The 15,708-nt window shown below is 72.2% G+C and carries 17 protein-coding genes; 13 read left to right on the forward strand and 4 right to left on the reverse strand.

Features of this window, described 5'->3' with window-relative positions:
- Positions 1-2 precede the first annotated feature (2 nt).
- Genes N538_RS0100085 through N538_RS0100105 form a run of 5 tightly spaced genes read left to right on the forward strand, consistent with a single transcriptional unit; the run spans position 3 to position 4,822 of the window.
- Entirely contained in the window at positions 3-719 is a 717-nt protein-coding gene (locus N538_RS0100085) for a hypothetical protein (RefSeq protein WP_051548505.1), read from the forward strand.
- A gap of 7 nt (positions 720-726) precedes the next feature.
- Positions 727-2,778, forward strand: a complete 2,052-nt coding sequence (locus tag N538_RS0100090; RefSeq protein WP_051548507.1) for a sensor histidine kinase — start codon at positions 727-729, stop codon at positions 2,776-2,778.
- Positions 2,775-3,431, forward strand: coding sequence for a response regulator transcription factor (locus N538_RS0100095; RefSeq protein ID WP_028635589.1), 657 nt, complete (start codon positions 2,775-2,777; stop codon positions 3,429-3,431). Before N538_RS0100090 ends, N538_RS0100095 begins: the two co-directional genes overlap by 4 nt.
- 21 nt (positions 3,432-3,452) lie before the next feature.
- Positions 3,453-4,163 (forward strand): hydrogen peroxide-dependent heme synthase, encoded by a 711-nt coding sequence (gene hemQ / locus N538_RS0100100; RefSeq protein WP_028635590.1) that lies wholly within the window; start codon positions 3,453-3,455, stop codon positions 4,161-4,163.
- 50 nt (positions 4,164-4,213) lie between these two features.
- Positions 4,214-4,822 (forward strand): hypothetical protein, encoded by a 609-nt coding sequence (locus tag N538_RS0100105; protein WP_028635591.1) that lies wholly within the window; start codon positions 4,214-4,216, stop codon positions 4,820-4,822.
- A 6-nt stretch (positions 4,823-4,828) separates the two neighbouring features.
- Here N538_RS0100105 and N538_RS0100110 read toward each other — a convergent pair whose 3' ends face one another.
- Positions 4,829-6,202: an FAD-binding oxidoreductase gene (locus N538_RS0100110; protein ID WP_028635592.1), complete on the reverse strand. Its 1,374-nt coding sequence runs from the start codon at positions 6,200-6,202 to the stop codon at positions 4,829-4,831.
- A gap of 79 nt (positions 6,203-6,281) precedes the next feature.
- The gene (gene msrB, locus N538_RS0100115) at positions 6,282-6,686 is read right to left on the reverse strand and encodes a peptide-methionine (R)-S-oxide reductase MsrB (protein WP_028635593.1); all 405 of its coding nucleotides are present in this window, start codon (positions 6,684-6,686) and stop codon (positions 6,282-6,284) included.
- A 79-nt stretch (positions 6,687-6,765) separates the two neighbouring features.
- On the opposite strand from msrB, the gene N538_RS0100120 reads away from it, so the two are divergent.
- From N538_RS0100120 to N538_RS29420, 4 genes are all read left to right on the forward strand, one after another.
- The gene (locus tag N538_RS0100120; RefSeq protein WP_028635594.1) at positions 6,766-7,854 is read left to right on the forward strand and encodes a ferredoxin reductase; all 1,089 of its coding nucleotides are present in this window, start codon (positions 6,766-6,768) and stop codon (positions 7,852-7,854) included.
- A 52-nt stretch (positions 7,855-7,906) separates the two neighbouring features.
- Entirely contained in the window at positions 7,907-9,118 is a 1,212-nt protein-coding gene (locus N538_RS0100125; RefSeq protein ID WP_028635595.1) for a fatty acid desaturase family protein, read from the forward strand.
- An 11-nt stretch (positions 9,119-9,129) separates the two neighbouring features.
- Entirely contained in the window at positions 9,130-9,399 is a 270-nt protein-coding gene (locus N538_RS0100130; protein WP_155991884.1) for a hypothetical protein, read from the forward strand.
- Positions 9,400-9,640: 241 nt separating this feature from the next.
- The gene (locus N538_RS29420; RefSeq protein ID WP_269320310.1) at positions 9,641-9,769 is read left to right on the forward strand and encodes a hypothetical protein; all 129 of its coding nucleotides are present in this window, start codon (positions 9,641-9,643) and stop codon (positions 9,767-9,769) included.
- On the opposite strand, the gene N538_RS28210 is transcribed toward N538_RS29420, so the two are convergent.
- Together N538_RS28210 and N538_RS0100145 are read right to left on the reverse strand one after the other, a co-directional pair.
- Complete coding sequence (locus tag N538_RS28210) at positions 9,766-10,353, reverse strand: hypothetical protein (RefSeq protein ID WP_155991886.1); 588 nt, start codon at positions 10,351-10,353, stop codon at positions 9,766-9,768. The genes N538_RS29420 and N538_RS28210 overlap by 4 nt on opposite strands.
- 32 nt (positions 10,354-10,385) lie before the next feature.
- Positions 10,386-11,774, reverse strand: a complete 1,389-nt coding sequence (locus N538_RS0100145) for a DUF222 domain-containing protein (RefSeq protein WP_081790184.1) — start codon at positions 11,772-11,774, stop codon at positions 10,386-10,388.
- A gap of 448 nt (positions 11,775-12,222) precedes the next feature.
- On the opposite strand from N538_RS0100145, the gene N538_RS28215 reads away from it, so the two are divergent.
- The 4 genes from N538_RS28215 (at position 12,223) to N538_RS0100165 (ending at position 15,654) form a co-directional block, all read left to right on the forward strand.
- Positions 12,223-12,366 carry a DUF1660 family phage protein gene (locus tag N538_RS28215; RefSeq protein ID WP_155991888.1) on the forward strand — a complete coding sequence of 48 codons (144 nt, stop codon included), beginning with the start codon at positions 12,223-12,225 and terminating at the stop codon, positions 12,364-12,366.
- A gap of 92 nt (positions 12,367-12,458) precedes the next feature.
- Positions 12,459-12,794 (forward strand): ArsR/SmtB family transcription factor, encoded by a 336-nt coding sequence (locus N538_RS0100155; protein WP_028635600.1) that lies wholly within the window; start codon positions 12,459-12,461, stop codon positions 12,792-12,794.
- Positions 12,791-14,467 carry a SulP family inorganic anion transporter gene (locus N538_RS23125; protein WP_036568963.1) on the forward strand — a complete coding sequence of 559 codons (1,677 nt, stop codon included), beginning with the start codon at positions 12,791-12,793 and terminating at the stop codon, positions 14,465-14,467. Before N538_RS0100155 ends, N538_RS23125 begins: the two co-directional genes overlap by 4 nt.
- A 107-nt stretch (positions 14,468-14,574) precedes the next feature.
- Positions 14,575-15,654: a DNA polymerase domain-containing protein gene (locus N538_RS0100165; RefSeq protein WP_028635601.1), complete on the forward strand. Its 1,080-nt coding sequence runs from the start codon at positions 14,575-14,577 to the stop codon at positions 15,652-15,654.
- Positions 15,655-15,708 lie beyond the last annotated feature (54 nt).

Genomic DNA, 15,708 nt, shown 5'->3' on the forward strand with positions numbered 1-15,708 from the left:
CGATGACCACCCACGTCACCACCCACGTCACCACCCACAACCCCGTCCGCACGGACCTGGCCGGCACCCCGGTCGCCCCCCGGACCTCCCGCGCCTGGACCCTCGCCGGACTGGGCGCCGGCCTTGCCGGGATCGCGACCATCGCGACCTCCTCGATGATCGACGTCGTCTACCGGGACGAGTACGCCGGCACGACCGCCGGGGTCGCCGACGCCCTGCAGGACAAGGCCGGCGTGATGTTCGCCTTCCACTCGATCACCACGCTCGGCGCCCTGCTCATGGTCGTCTTCGCCGCCGGCCTGCACCGCCGGCTGCGGGCCGTCGCCCCCCACGGACTGGCCCCGGTCGTCGCGCTCGCCGGCCTCGCCGGCACCGCCGTCGTGAGCGTGCTCGGCGCCGGGCTCGACACCGAGTTCATGATGCCGCTGGCCCAGGGCGACGGCATCGTCGACGACAGCACGGGCGCGATGTACAACCACTGGATCGGGACCATCCCGTGGGTCTGGGTCCTCGCGGGCCTGGCCGGCCTGGCCCTCCACGTCGTGGCGCGCAGCGGTGGCGTCCCGCGGTGGATCGGCCTGGTCGGCCTGGTGCTCGGCGGCCTCACGGTCGTGCTCGGCGTCTCGCCGCTGGAGTACATGGCCGGCGTCACCGGCTCGCTCTGGCTCGTCGTGACCGCTCTCGGGTTCTCCTTCGGTGACCGCGCGTTCCGGTCATGATGTGCGCGTGAGCAACGAGCAGCGACCGGCCTCCTGGCCGGTCGCTGCTCTCCCTCCGGCCGCGACCGCGCTCTGCCTGGTCGCGATCGTCCTGCTCGACCTCGCGACGCGGGACCGCTCCGTGCTCTACGCGCTGGGCCCGGACAGCGACGTCGGCACCGGGCTCGGCACCGGGCTGGTCGGGCTGGTCCTCGGCGTGCTGTCGGCCGTCGTGCTGCGCAGCCCAGGCCACCGGGTGATCGGCTGGACGATGGCCGGCGTCGCGCTGTTCTGGAGCCTGGACGGGCTCTCGGAGGCCTACGTGCGGCTCGGGCTCGTCACCGAGGACGCGCTGCCGGGGATGACCTTCACGGTCTGGTTCCTGTTCCGCTTCACCTCGCTGCTCATCGCGACCGTCGTGGTGCTGCCGCTGCTGTTCCCCGAGGGCCGGTTCCTCCCGGGCCGGTGGGGCGTCGCGAGCTGGGCCTGCATGGGCGCGATGGTGCTCAGCGCCCTGGCCCTCGACGTCGTGCCGTACCGGTCGAAGACGACTCCCGGTCTCCTCCCTCCCGGCCTCGACCTGGACCCCACCACGATCGCGGCCACCGGGCCGATCGCGGACGCCCTGATCGGCACCCTCCAGGCCGTGACGTTCCTGGGGCTCGTCGTGCCGGTGGGCGTCGTCGTCAGCCGCTACCGGTCGTCGCGCGGCGCGGCCCGCGACCAGATGCGCTGGCTGCTCTGGGGCGCGCTCGTGACGGTGGCCGTCGTGGTCGTCTCGATCGCGCTCGACCTCGGGCCGCTGAGCGACGCCGCGTTCTTCCTGGCGATCACGCTGGTGCCGATCTCGATGACGGTCGCGATCGTCGACCCGTCGCTGGTCTCGATCGAGGACCTCCTCGGCCGGACCATCGTGGTGGCCGCGCTCGCGGTCGTGCTGGTCGGTGTCGACCTGGCCGTCGTCGCCCTCCTGACCGCAGTCCTCGGGGACTCCCTCGAGCAGCCCCAGGTGATCCTCGTGGTGCTGCTGCTGACGATCCTGCTCTACGGCCCGTTGCGGCAGCGGCTCTCGCGCTGGGTGCGCCGGCTGTTCCTCGGCGACCGTGCCAACCCCTACGACGCCGTCGCCGGCCTGGCCTCCACCCTCGAGTCCACCGACGAGGGCACCGAGCAGCTCGCGGCGGTCGCGCGCGCCGTCGCGAGCGCCTTCGGCGTCGGCTTCGTGAGCGTCGAGGTCGACCGGAGCGGCGGCGAGCGGCTCGTGGCGACGTACGGCGAGCGGCCGGCCGCGACGCGCACCCTGCCGATCGCCTACCGCGACAGCGAGGTCGGCCGGCTGGTGCTGCCCGCTCGCGGGCTGCGCAGCCGGCTCTCCCGCCGCGACGAGGAGCTGCTCGGCGACCTGGTCCGCCAGGCCGCCACCGCCGCCCGTACCAGCAGGCTGGCCGAGGAGCTCCAGGAGAGCCGGGAGCGGCTGGTCAGCGCCCGCGAGGAGGAGCGCCGGCGGATCCGCCGCGACCTGCACGACGGGCTCGGCCCCGCGCTCAGTGGCGTGGTGTTCCAGCTCGAGTCGGCGCGACTGCTGGTCGACAGGGACCCGGGCGCGGCCAAGGCCCGGATCCACGGCACCAGCCAGCACGTCCAGGAGGTCGTCGCCGACGTACGCCGCCTCGTGCACGACCTGCGGCCCCCGGCCCTGGACGACCTGGGCCTGGTCGGGGCGCTGCGCCAGCAGGCGGAGCAGCTGGACCCGCCCGCGACCGTCGAGGCCGGCGAGCTCGGCACCCTGCCGGCCGCGGTGGAGGTCGCGGCGTACCGGATCGCGGGCGAGGCGATGACCAACGTCGCCCGGCACGCCGGCGCCACCCGCGCCGCGGTCCGCCTCGACGTCGTCGACAGCGCGCTGCTCGTCGAGGTCGCCGACGACGGCGCCGGCATCCCCGCGGACGCGCAGGCCGGGATCGGCCTGGTCGGGCTGCGGGAGCGCGCCGCCGAGCTGGGTGGCCGCAGCGAGGTCACCTGCCCACCCACCGGCGGCACGGTCGTGCGCGCCTGGCTGCCCCTGAGGAGCGACCGATGACCGAGCCGTCCGACATCCGCGTGGTGGTCGTGGACGACCACCAGATCGTCCGCGAGGGGCTGGCCAGCCTGCTCGGGGCGCTGGAGGGGATCGAGGTCGTCGGGACCGCAGCCGACGGCCGGGACGCGATCCACGTCGTCGCCGAGACCGGGCCGGACGTGGTCGTCATGGACATCCAGATGCCGCAGCTGGACGGGATCGAGGCGACCCGGATGATCACCGGGCGCCAGCCCGGCGTCCGGGTCGTGATGCTGACCATGAACGAGGACGACGAGACCGTGCTCAGCGCCATGCGCGCGGGCGCGAGCGGCTACCTGCTCAAGGGGTCCGGTGCCGACGAGGTGCAGAACGCGATCCGCGCCGCGGCGTCCGGCGGCATGGTGTTCGGCGCCCGCATGGCGGCCCGCGTCGCGGCGTACCTCACCGGCGCGGTGACCCGCCAGGAGGAGCCGTTCCCGGAGCTGACCGCGCGCGAGCGCGACGTGCTCCGGCTGCTCGCCGCCGGGCGCTCGAACGACGCGATCGCCGCCGAGCTCTACGTCTCCGGCAAGACCGTCCGCAACGCGGTCTCCGGCATCTACGCCAAGCTGCACGCCGCCGGCCGGGCCGAGGCGATCATCAGGGCGAGGGAGGCCGGCTACGGCCGCGATTGAGCCCGGGGAGACAATGGAGGCATGAGCAGCAAGGCGCAGAAGGCCCGGGAGATCAACGACAGCATCCGCTACACGATGTGGTCGGTCTTCGCGCTCGCGGACCCGCTCGGCACGCCCGACATGGGGGCCGACCGCGCCGCCGAGGGCGCCGAGGTCGAGAAGCTCTTCGCCGAGCTCGCCGAGTCCGACGTCGTCGTGCGCGGTGTGTACGACGTCTCCGGCCTGCGCGCCGACGCCGACCTGATGGTCTGGTGGCACGCCGCCACCTCCGAGCAGCTGCAGGCGGCGTACAACCGGTTCCGCCGGACGGCGTTCGGCAGCCGCCTGGACCCGGTCTGGTCGCAGATGGCGCTGCACCGGCCGGCGGAGTTCAACAAGAGCCACGTGCCGGCGTTCCTCAGCGACGAGGAGCCGAAGAAGCACGTCTCGGTCTACCCCTTCGTGCGGTCCTACGACTGGTACCTGCTCGAGGACGCCGACCGCCGCCGGATGCTCGCCGACCACGGCAAGATGGCGCGCGACTACCCGGACGTGCGGGCGAACACGGTCGCGAGCTTCTCGCTCGGCGACTACGAGTGGATCCTCGCGTTCGAGGCAGACGAGCTGCACCGGATCGTCGACCTGATGCGCCACCTGCGCGGGTCCGAGGCCCGGCGCCACGTCCGCGAGGAGGTGCCGTTCTACACCGGTGCCCTCGTCGGCGTCGCCGACCTCGTCGACCGGCTGCCCTGACCCCGGGCTCTGATGCGGAACCGGTGCGGGCCCGTCGCCGTCGTACCGGCATGAAGCTCGCCCTCGCCCTGGCCGCCGTGCTCCTCGTCGCCGCGTGCGGCAGCGACAGCGGCACCACCGCGACCGACCCGGCCGGCGCGGCGAGCCCGACCGCCGTACCGGCCGCACCGGGACAGGTCCGCACCCGCGCCATCGCCACGGTCATGGAAACCGGCTCACCCGAGCTCTGCCTCGGCGCCGTGGCGGAGTCCTGGCCGCCGCAGTGCAGCGGCCCGCCTGTCGACGGCTGGGACTGGACCCGGCACGAGGGCACCTACCAGAAGTCCGACAGCACCCGGTGGGGGCAGTACGTCGTGACCGGCACCTGGGACGGCACGACGCTCACCTACGAGGACGCCGTCCCCGGGGCCGCCTACGACCCGATGGCCGAGCCGTCGCCGACGTACCCGCCTCCTTCGGTCGAGCACACACGCGCCGAGCTGCAGGACATCGCCGACGAGGTCGGGCGCGACCTACCCGGCGCGCAGGGCGCGTCCGTCGACGGCAGGCGCGTGCTCGTCGACGTGGTCTACGACGACGGCTCGCTGCAGGACCAGGTCGACGAGCAGTACGGCGAGGGCGTCGTCGTGGTCGTCCCGGCGCTCGTGGACTCCGAGTAGGCCGGGTCAGCCCACCGGGTGGTGCCCGACGAAGCGGCCGGCGGGGTCGACCGCGGCCTTGACCGCGCGCAGCCGTTCCCAGCGGTCGCCGTACATGCTCGAGACGTCGGCCACGGTCTCGGTGAAGTTGGTGACCCGGGTGCCGGTCGTCCACGGCGCGAGCGCGGCGCACGCCGCCAGGGCGTCGGCCCGGCCCTGGGCGGCGGCCGCCGGGAACGGCGCCATCGCGCAGCAGAACAGCGCGTAGCCGCCCTCGAGGTGCGAGGCCACGCCACCGTTCTCGGCCGGCCGGCCGAGTGCACCGCCGAGGTGGCGGAGCTCCGCGAACAGCAGCGACGTGTCCGAGCCGGGGCCGACCTCGGCGAGGTACGCCGCGACCGCCTCCTCGGGCAGGGCCGCGAGCACCGCGTGGTCCGCGACGGCCGGCACCGGCGCGGGCGGGTCCATGTGCACGTGGACGAGCCCTGCCGAGGGGATCCGGGCGAACGTGTCCATCTCCGGCTCGAGCGCCCGCAGCGGGGCGAGCAGCTCGGCCGCGCGGTCGTCGTCCTCGAGCACGGCGCCGTCGATCACGACGATCCGGCGCCCGCTGAGGAACGGCGGCAGGTCGGGCAGCGGCGGGAAGCTCATCACCCGCAGTGACGTGGTCACCGACTCGGGGAGGTCCGCGGTCCAGGCGGCCCACGCGCGCACGACCGCGGGTGCCCGCTCGCGGTCCCAGAGCAGCATCCCGGCGTACACCTCGGCGTACGGCAGCAGCTCGACCTCGAACGCGACGGCGACCCCGAAGTTGCCGCTGCCGCCGCGGACCGCCCAGAACAGCTCGGCGTTCTCGTCCGCGCTGGCGCGCACCAGCGCGCCGTCGGCGGTGACGAGCTCGACCGCGCGCAGGCTGTTGGTCGCGAGGCCGTGCCGGCGGCCGTAGAAGGACAGGCCGCCGCCGAGCACGTAGCCGGCGACCGCGACGTCCGGTGAGCTGCCGTGCAGGGCCGTGAGCCCGTGCGGCGCGCTGGCGTCGATGACCTCCTGCCAAAGGGTCCCGCCGAGCACCCGCGCGACGCGGGCCCCGGGATCGACCGTGACGCCGGTCAGCTCGTTGAGCCGCACCAGCACGACGTCCTCGAGGCCGCGCTCTCCGAGCGGGCCCGCGCCGTGGCCGCTGCTCTGCGGAGCGACGCGGAGGCCGGCGGCCGCGGCGGCCCGGACGACCTCGGCCACCTCCTCGGCCGAGTGCGGGACGGCGACGGCGGCCGGGCGCTGGTCGACGGCGAGGTTCCAGGGTGTCCGCGCGGCGTCGTAGCCGGGGTCGCCGGGCAGGTGCACGCGACCGCCGCAGAGGCCGCGTAGGTCGTCAGCGGGGGAGAGCGGGGTGGTGGTCATGCGCAGCACGATGCTCCGCGCCGGCGTACCTCGTGGCGAGTTCGCCGACCCGCCACCTGTTGGTCTGGTCCAGTCGCGCCTACTGCTGGTCGGCGGGCTCCAGCGTGAGGCTGATCGAGTTGATGCAGTACCGGTCGCCGGTCGGGGTCCCGTAGCCGTCGGGGAACACGTGACCGAGGTGCGAGCCGCAGTTGGCGCAGCGGACCTCGACCCGCTTCATGCCGTGCGAGGTGTCCTCGATGTACTCGATCGTGTCGGTGATCGGCTGGTAGAACGAGGGCCAGCCGCAGCCGGAGTGGAACTTGGTGTCGGACTCGAAGAGCTTGGCGTGGCACGCCTTGCACGAGTAGACGCCCTTGGTCTCGGTGTCGGTGTACTCACCGGTGAACGCCCGCTCGGTGCCGGCCTTGCGGAGGACGGCGTACTCCTCGGGCGAGAGCTGCTCACGCCACTCGGCGTCGGTCTTCTCCACGTGGTGGGCCATGGCTCCATTCTAGGGACCGGGGAAAGGTCACCCTCAGGGGCGTTGACGCATTGGGAGAACAAGTGTTCACTGAGGAGACATGGCCGCCACCGTCCCCTGGGAACGGCTCCGCACCGCCGGAGCCAAGCTGACGACTCCGCTCCACCCGGACGACTACCTCCGCCTGCTCAACCCGCTGTGGAGCGAGCGTGAGCTGCGCGGCCGGGTCGAGGAGGTCCGGCCCGAGACCGAGGACGCCGCCACCCTGGTCATCCGGCCCGGGTGGGGGTGGCGCTACGACCACCGGCCGGGGCAGTACGTCGGGATCGGCGTCCAGGTCGACGGCCGGTTCCAGTGGCGCTCGTACTCCGTGAGCTCGCCCCCGCGCCGCTCGGGCCGCTCCATCTCGATCACCGTCCGGGCGATGCCCGAGGGCAAGCTCTCGAGCCACCTCGTCAACGGGCTCGCGCCCGGGACCATCGTCCGGCTGGCGCGGCCCGAGGGCGACTTCGTGCTGCCCGAGCCGCCGCCCGCGAAGATGCTGTTCCTCGTCGGCGGCAGCGGCGTCACTCCGGTGATGGCGATGCTGCGCACCATGGACCGGCGCTCCCAGAAGAGCGGCCGAGCGATGCCCGACGTCCTCATGCACTACTCGTCGCCGACCCCGGAGCGGATGATCTTCCGCGAGGAGCTGGACCGGCTCGAGGAGAAGCACGACGGTCTGACCGTGCACCGGCTGCACACCGACACCGAGGGCATGCTCGACCTCGCCGACCTCGACCACATCTGCCCGGACTGGCGCGAGCGCGAGACCTGGGCGTGCGGGCCGGGTCCGATGCTCGACGCGATCACCGAGCACTTCGAGGCCGCCGGCCTCGAGGACCGCCTGCACCTCGAGCGGTTCTCCCTCCAGCTCGGCGGCGAGGGTGGCGAGGGCGGGACGATCACGTTCCGCACCTCCGGCAGGACCATCGACGCCGACGGTGCGACCACCGTGCTCGAGGCCGGCGAGGAGGCCGGCGTCGGCATGCCGTACGGCTGCCGGATGGGCATCTGCCACACCTGCACGCTCACCCTCGTCAGCGGCACGGTCCGGGACCTGCGCAACGGCGAGGAGTACGACCAGCCCAACGAGCAGGTGCAGACCTGCGTCACCGCAGCGGTGGGCGACTGCACCCTCGACATCTGACGCGACGAACGACTCACGAACGACTCGACGAACGACTCGACGAAGGAGAGACATGGCGATCGCGGACGTGAAGGAGTACACCCACCTCACCGAGGAGGAGGTCGACCAGCTCGGCCGTGAGCTCGACGCGATCCGCGCCGAGATCGAGGAGTCCCGCTGCGACCAGGACGCGGCGTACATCAACCGGTTGATCACCGTGCAGCGCGGCCTCGCCGCCGCCGGCCGGGTCACCTTGATGGCGGGCCTGCACTCGAGGAGGACGCGGAAGCCGGCGTGGCTCGCCGGGGCCGCCATGCTCGGCGCGGCCAAGATCCTCGAGAACATGGAGATCGGCCACAACGTCATGCACGGCCAGTGGGACTGGATGAACGACCCCGAGATCCACTCCTCCAACTGGGAGTGGGACACCGCCCAGCCGGCCGAGCAGTGGAAGCACTCGCACAACTACATCCACCACCAGTTCACGAACGTCCTCGGCCACGACAACGACATCGGGTACGGCGTGCTGCGGATGGCGCGCGAGCAGCGGTGGCACCCGGTCTACCTGGGCCAGCCGGTCTTCAACGCGCTGCTCGCCGGCCTCTTCCAATGGGGCGTCGCGCTCCACGACCTCGACCTCGAGGCGATCCGGAAGGGCAAGAAGGACCCGGTGGAGATGAAGCGCCAGCTCCGCCAGATCGCGCGCAAGGGCCGCAACCAGGTCCTCAAGGACTACGTCGTGTACCCCGCGCTGAGCGGCAAGCAGTGGAAGTCCACCCTCAAGGCGAACGCCACGGCCAACCTGGCCCGCAACCTCTGGTCCTACATGATCATCTTCTGCGGGCACTTCCCGGACGGGGCCCTGCACTTCACCGAGGAGGAGCTCGAGGACGAGACCCGCGCGGAGTGGTACCTGCGCCAGATGCTGGGCTCGGCCAACTTCGACGGCGGCAGGTTCCTGCACATCATGTCCGGCAGCCTCGGGTTCCAGATCGAGCACCACCTGTTCCCGGACCTGCCGAGCAACCGCTACCCGGAGATCGCGGTCAAGGTGCGCGCGCTGTGCGAGAAGTACGACATCCCGTACACGACCGGCCCGCTGCACCGTCAGTACGGCCAGGCGTTGCGCACGATCATGAAGCTCTCGCTGCCGAACCACATGACCAGCTCCGACCAGCCCGAGCCGCCGTCGCCGTCGATCGACCGGGGCCGGCGCACCGACGCCGAGCGCCCGAGCCGGCGTACCGAGACCGGTGGCTACTTCCGCAAGCGCGCGTCGGCATGAGCGTCGCGACGATGGACCGCAAGTGGGTCACCCAGTGCGCGCTCAGCCGGATCTGCGGCGTGTGCGCGCGCCCGCTGGGCCGCCCGATCGCGTTCCTGGGCACGCCCCGGGAGGTCGGCCGCAATGCCTTCCACCTGCCGCCGATGCACGTCGCCTGCGCCGTCGGCCTGGGCGAGCGCGAGGAGACCGAGCTGGTCACGACCGCCGGCTTCGAGTTCGTCCGGCCGACCCGCGAGGACGACGACCGCCGGCCGACCTTCCAGCCGAACTCGCTGCTGTAGCGGTTGGCCGCGCACCGCGCGCCGCGCGCCCGTCGGCCCGACCGCTCGCGGCATAGCCCGTTTCGGGTATTCCACGACGACCCCGCTCGCCAGCCGTCTGTCTCGAGGGTAGGACGGAGAGCGGTATCCGATGCGAACGACGAGGAAGCGGGGAAGTCACATGGAGGAAACGGGGAAGGTCTCGGACGCTCTCGTTCATACCGCCGCGATCTTCAAGAGCGCGGCAGAGATCCTGGGTTACGTGACGATTGCCGTCATCCTGGTGACCGTCATGGCCCTGTTCGTCTCGGGCTTCTACGGCATCGTGCACGACGGCGACGACTTCGGCGTCGACCTGGGCTCCCACCACAGCCGGGGCGCCGGGGACTAGGGCTCTTGCCGGCTGTCGTCGTTCGTGGACGCGCTGGCCGACGTCGGGCCTGCCTCCGATGAGCGCGCACCGACCTCGGCACCGCCGGCGTCGCGGGCTCGTCGTACGACCATGCCGTCGTTGAGCTCGTCGAACGTCTCGACTGCTGTCGGCGCGCTTCTCGGCCTCGCGTCCGCCGCACTGCTCCTCGCCGGATGCGATGTGCCCTGGTCGACACCGCGACCGCGAACGAGCCGGAGGTACATCCCAGCGAGCTCACCGAGGCGGATGGAAGACCCTGCCCACGGGAACTGCCCATCGGTGAGGACCCGTCCGGTCACGGCTTCGGCGCCGAGGAGGTCGCGGACGATCTCCCGACGCTCCTCGCACCCCAAGAGGCGTGGGTCTGCCAGTTCAACTCCTTCGATGTCGGCACGACGCCCGACGGGGCCGTCTACGGGTGGAGACGCGCGGGGCACGCCGAGCCCGTCGCCGCCGCTGACCTTCCGGACCTGAAGGACGCCTTGGACGAGCTTGCCCCCGCTGACCACAGCGGCGGATGCACCGCCGACCTCGGCCCGCGATGGATGGTCGTCTACAGCCATGCCGGCGACCTGACCGGAGTGGTCATCGACGACTACGGATGCCGCGACGTCCGTCTCACCGACAACCCCACCACGACGCCACCGGGAGCGGACGGCCAGGTCGGGACGGTCGGCGGCGTCCTCGACGGAGGTGCCGCGATCCTGGACGTCCTCGGCCTCGGTCGCTCGAGCTGACCGTCCGCATCTGCCGCAGGCGGGCGGCCACGCGCCGCGCCGATCGGCCGGTCTGTGGTGGAGCTTGGTCGGGCCGGTCGGTCTAGGTTCGTCGGTGGAACCTGGTGTGGTGCTTCGGGTAGAGGAGCCTGCCGTGGTCCACATCGGTGGGTCCGCCTCGGCTCAAGGGGATGTCGTGATGGGCGTGGCACATCGCCGGTGGCCAATCGCAGCCCGGCTCGGTGGCAGTGCTTGTCGCGGAGGGCGATCGCGGTCCGTTGGGACTTGGTGTGGAACCGGCGGGTGCGGCCGAGGTCGAGAACCTCAGAAGGTCCGCCGAGCACGGCGGGGATCAGGCCGGCCTCGCAGGCCAGGCGGCGGGCGGTGGCCGCGGTGATCCTCTCCCCGGTGTCCAGCAGCGCGGCCTGCTCGAGCTTCCCGAGCAGGCTGTCGAGCGTCATGGTGACCACGATGGTGGCCGAGACGCCCCCGGTCTGGGGGAGCTGGTGGGCGGGGTAGCGCTCGATGAGTTCGCAGAACGCCCGGCCCCGGCGTTCGGGTCCGGGGCGCAGCGGGACGCCCGGTTCCTGCGGGTCCTGTCGTTTGGGGGCGGCGATCGCGAGCAGCATCTTCTTCAGCGCCGCACCGTGGAAGGACGGGACGGTGAACCGGCCGTGGCACTTGCCGTGCCCGTCGTCGACCATCACCAGCTTGGTGGCCAGCAGCGCGTCGGCCTCTTCGCGTTCGAGCTGCCGCGCCTCGTAGGCGTCGGCCAGCTTGGGGGCGACCACGTCCATCAGCCGCTTGCCGAGGACCCGCAGGGTGGGGGCGGTGTGCTCGCGGCCGGCGGCGACCAGGTGCCGCTCCGCGTTCTCCACCAGAGTCGTGTCGAGGTCGCCGGGCAACTGGTTCAGCGCGGCGACGATCACCCGCGCCTGCTCGACCACCAGGTCACCGGCCGCCAGCGCGTCGCGGACATGGCCCCGGGTGACCAGCGCCTGGCCGAGCTTTACCTGGCCCAGCACCGCGGGCTTGGTCTGCCGGGTCCGGTGCGCCCACGCGTCCACGGCCTCGTCGTCGGCGTGCTCGGCTACCCGGGCCTCGAGCTCGGCGACCTTCGCCTTCAGCCGGGTGATCTCCACGAGGGTCGCGGTGGTCTCGGCGGCGTCCATGGACCACACCGACGCATCGGTCACCGAGCCGGCCAGGTCGCGCATCTGCGCGACCGCGACCGAGACCCGGTGCCGGGGTGTGGCCATCGCTGTCATGGCTCCACTCAAGCACCGGCCACCGACATCGAGAGGCCCAGAACCCGTTGCTCCACAGGGCCCTGGGTAACGAACAGGTCACGATTCCGAGCGCGCTTCCACAGCCGGCGCGGCCATCGGATCCGCAGGCCGGGAACCGGTGACGAGCACCCACCCACCCTTCCCGTAGCTGCCCTGTCGGTCGCAACCACCCACGGCCAGGAAGCCACGGACACGGGGCCATCGACCCGCGAGCCGGGCGACAGCAGCGACCACCCGCCCGCCGTTCCGTTCGCTGCCTTTCGGTCGCCACCACCTACCAACCCGCAGGACCCGGGCAGCCGCCCGCATTCGTCCCGAGCACCGCAACGCGGTCCTGGCGGGGGTCCCGAAGGATCCCGCCCTGCCGGGTCGCGCCTCGTCATCCTGGGCCATGGCGCTCCGGGCGCGACGGGAGCATGATCGGTCTGTGGCGAAGTCCCTGCTCTGCCGTCTGGGCTGGCACAAGTGGCGCACGGAGACGAACGACTCCGGCGAGCACTTCAAGACGTGCCAACGGTGCGGGAAGTTCGACAACGGCCCCGGTGTCACGCCCTGGATGGGTGGGGGCTGAGCCCGGCACGGTCGCGGCCGTACCGGGAAAGCGACACCTCATCGTGCCGACCAGCACATGAAGACTTCTTCAGTTGATGTAGGCTGCATGTCGTGACCGTGCCGCTCTACCAGGCGAAAGCCGAGTTCTTCAAGACGCTGGGGCACCCGGCGCGGATCCGGATCCTCGAGCTGCTCTCGGAGCGTGACCACGCCGTTCACGAGCTGCTCGAGGCCATCGAGATCGAGCCGAGCAACCTGTCGCAGCAGCTCGGAGTGTTGCGGCGAACGTCGTTGGTGGTCTCGCGTCGCGAGGGCGGCGAGGTCATCTACTCGGTCAGCGTGCCAGAGGTACGTGACCTGCTGCTGGCGGCCCGGCGCATCCTGACCGGGCTGGTCCACCTCGAGGAGCCGGGATCCGTCATGGCCTCGGCGCCCGGGACGCGATGACCACCGGAGCCCGACTGGCGACCCTGCTCCCGAGACCGTCGGACTGGACGCGCGCCGACCTGCGCCGGGACCCCGTGGCCGGCGTGATGGTCGGGCTGGTCGCGTTGCCGTTGGCACTCGGGTTCGGTGTCAGCTCCGGGCTCGGCGCCGAGGCCGGTCTCGTCACTGCGGTGGTCGCGGGCGCGATCGCTGCGATCTTCGGCGGGAGCCGGGTCCAGGTCAGCGGACCGACCGGTGCCATGACGGTGGTGCTGGTCCCCATCGTCGCCGCGCACGGCGCCGACGGCGTGCTGGTCGTCGGGCTCCTGGCCGGGGTCATCCTCATCGGGCTCGGGTGTGCGGGCGCCGGCCGGTTCATCCGGTACGTGCCCGTCCCCGTCGTCGAGGGCTTCACGGTCGGGATCGCCGCCATCATCGCGCTCCAGCAGCTCCCGGCCGCACTGGGCGTCAGCGTCCATGCGGACAAGGTCCTCGTCCTCGCCGCCCGGGCGGTCGCCGCCTGGGTCGCCAGCCCGGCCTGGGTCTCGCTCCTCCTCACCGGCTCCGTCATCGGCGTGATCCTGGTGGTCGCACGGCTGCGGCCCACCTGGCCCGGCGCCCTGCTCGCCGTACTGGTGGCAACCGTCGCGAACCAGTTCTTGGACCTCGGAGCGCCGACCATCGGCCACATCCCCAGCGGCCTCCCCGCACCGCACCTCCCGACCGTCCCGTTCGGCGACCTCGACGCGCTGCTGCTTCCCGCGGTCGCGGTCGCAGCGCTCGCAGCCCTCGAGAGCCTCCTGTCGGCGACCGTCGCCGACGGGATGAGCGTCGGTGAGCGCCACCAGTCCGACCGCGAGCTGACCGGCCAGGGGCTGGCGAACCTGGCTGCACCCCTCTTCGGCGGCATCCCGGCCACCGCCGCCATCGCCCGGACCGCGGTCAACGTCCGGGCCGGCGCGACCTCGCGACTGGCGGCTCTGGTCCACGCGCTGTTCCTGCTCGCGGTCGTGCTGGTCGCGGCCCGCTGGGTGGCCCAGATCCCGCTCGCCGCGCTGGCCGGCGTCCTCATCGCGACCGCCGTGCACATGGTGCGCGTCTCGAGCCTGCTGGCCCTGGCCCGGGCGACCCGGGGCGACGCGCTCGTGCTCGTGGTCACCGCGACGGCGACGCTGCTGTTCGACCTGGTCACCGCCGTCATCGTCGGCGTGCTGCTCGCCGGAGTCGTCGCGATCCGCCAGACCGCCCTCACCGCGCGGCTCCACACGACGCCGCTGGACGACGCCGTGCCAGGTGACCACCGGGTCGAGGAACGCGCGCTCCTCGACGACCACATCGTCGCCTACCGCCTGGAGGGGCCGCTCTTCTTCGCCGCCGCCCACGACTTCCTCCTCGAGCTCTCGGACGTGAGTGACGTCCGGGTCGTCATCCTGCGGATGTCGCGAGTGACCACACTCGACGCGACCGGCGCGCACGTCCTCGCCGACACGATCGGGCGCCTCGAAGGTCGTGGCGTCACCGTGCTGCTCTCGGGAGTCCGGACGGGCCACGAGCGCGTGCTGCGCGGGCTGGGAGTCCACGACCGGCTCTCCCACGAGCGGCACCTCTTCGCGACCACGCCCGAGGCCATCGACCACGCCCGTCTCCACGCCTCCAGGACCGAGCACCGGCCCGCGGACGACACCGTGGCCTGAGGTCACTCGGACCGAACGGCGATGGGCTTCCGCATCACGGGACCATATGCGCGAGGAGCCGGTGCCGGATCGGCGGGTGCGTCGGCACGACTCGCTATCGTCGCCCCATGCCGAAGACCCCCGCAGCCGAGGTCGACGCCGGCGGTCGCGCCGTCCGCGTGTCCAGCCCGGACCGGGTGATCTACGAGGCGACCGAGCACACGCCGGAGGTCACCAAGCTGATGGTCGCGGAGTACTTCGCGAGCGTCGACGACGGGATCATGCGCGCGCTGCGCGATCGCCCGACCGCGCTCGAGCGGTGGACGTCCGGCGTCCGCGAGGGCATGAAGCTCGCCACCGGCCCGCAGGACAAGGACGCCGACGCGTTCTACCAGAAGCGGGTTCCCAAGGGGGCCCCCGAGTACGTCGAGACCGTCGAGATCACCTTTCCCTCCGGGCGGACGGCCGAGGAGATCTGCCCGACGGAGGTCGCCGTGCCGGTGTGGTGCGCGCACATGGGCACGCTCGTCTTCCACCCCTGGCCGGTGCGTCGCTCGGACGTCGACCACCCCGACGAGCTGCGGATCGACCTGGACCCGCAGCCGGGCACCTCGTTCACCGATGCGGTGCGCGTCGCCGGGGTCGCGAAGGAGCTGCTCGAGGAGCTCGGCCTCCGCGGCTACCCGAAGACGTCGGGCAACCGCGGCGTCCACATCTACGTGCGCATCAAGCCGGAGTGGGAGTTCACCGACGTGCGGCACGCCGCGATCGGGTTCGGCCGCGAGCTTGCGCGGCGCGACGAGGGCGTGACGGTCGACTGGTGGAAGGAGGAGCGCGGGCAGCGGATCTTCGTCGACTTCAACCAGAACAACCGGGACCGCACGATCGCCTCGGCGTACTCCCTCCGGCCGCTGCCCGGCGCGCCGGTGTCGACGCCGATGACATGGGAGGAGCTCGCCGGCGTCACCGACCCGCGCGAGTACAACCTCTTCACCGTCCCCGATCGGGTGCGGGACGGTGACCCCTGGGCGACCATCGACGACACGGCGTACTCCCTCGAACCGCTGCTGCGACTGTGGGAGGAGCTGCCCGGCGGCGAGCTGAACTTCCCGCCGGACTACCCGAAGATGCCCGGCGAGCCGCCACGGGTGCAGCCGAGCAAGAAGGTGGCCGAGCACTGGGACGACGACGGCAACCGCGTGGAGTAGTTGGATTCACCCTTTGGGGTAAAACGTGTCGGGTTTTGACCGAATCGGCACCGG

The organism is Nocardioides sp. URHA0032, assembly GCF_000620645.1.
In the GTDB taxonomy this organism is placed as follows: Bacteria; Actinomycetota; Actinomycetes; order Propionibacteriales; family Nocardioidaceae; genus Nocardioides.

What these genes read in the sequence shown, in the direction of transcription:
- N538_RS0100095 (WP_028635589.1), top strand. Translation starts at nt 2,775, where the DNA reads ATGACCGAGCCGTCCGACATCCGCGTGGTGGTCGTGGACGACCACCAG.
- msrB (WP_028635593.1), bottom strand. Translation starts at nt 6,686, where the DNA reads ATGGCCCACCACGTGGAGAAGACCGACGCCGAGTGGCGTGAGCAGCTC.
- N538_RS0100085 (WP_051548505.1), top strand. Translation starts at nt 3, where the DNA reads ATGACCACCCACGTCACCACCCACGTCACCACCCACAACCCCGTCCGC.
- N538_RS0100130 (WP_155991884.1), top strand. Translation starts at nt 9,130, where the DNA reads ATGGACCGCAAGTGGGTCACCCAGTGCGCGCTCAGCCGGATCTGCGGC.
- N538_RS23125 (WP_036568963.1), top strand. Translation starts at nt 12,791, where the DNA reads ATGACCACCGGAGCCCGACTGGCGACCCTGCTCCCGAGACCGTCGGAC.
- N538_RS0100145 (WP_081790184.1), bottom strand. Translation starts at nt 11,774, where the DNA reads ATGACAGCGATGGCCACACCCCGGCACCGGGTCTCGGTCGCGGTCGCG.
- N538_RS0100125 (WP_028635595.1), top strand. Translation starts at nt 7,907, where the DNA reads ATGGCGATCGCGGACGTGAAGGAGTACACCCACCTCACCGAGGAGGAG.
- N538_RS0100120 (WP_028635594.1), top strand. Translation starts at nt 6,766, where the DNA reads ATGGCCGCCACCGTCCCCTGGGAACGGCTCCGCACCGCCGGAGCCAAG.
- N538_RS28210 (WP_155991886.1), bottom strand. Translation starts at nt 10,353, where the DNA reads ATGGCTGTAGACGACCATCCATCGCGGGCCGAGGTCGGCGGTGCATCC.
- N538_RS0100165 (WP_028635601.1), top strand. Translation starts at nt 14,575, where the DNA reads ATGCCGAAGACCCCCGCAGCCGAGGTCGACGCCGGCGGTCGCGCCGTC.
- N538_RS0100110 (WP_028635592.1), bottom strand. Translation starts at nt 6,202, where the DNA reads ATGACCACCACCCCGCTCTCCCCCGCTGACGACCTACGCGGCCTCTGC.
- hemQ (WP_028635590.1), top strand. Translation starts at nt 3,453, where the DNA reads ATGAGCAGCAAGGCGCAGAAGGCCCGGGAGATCAACGACAGCATCCGC.
- N538_RS0100105 (WP_028635591.1), top strand. Translation starts at nt 4,214, where the DNA reads ATGAAGCTCGCCCTCGCCCTGGCCGCCGTGCTCCTCGTCGCCGCGTGC.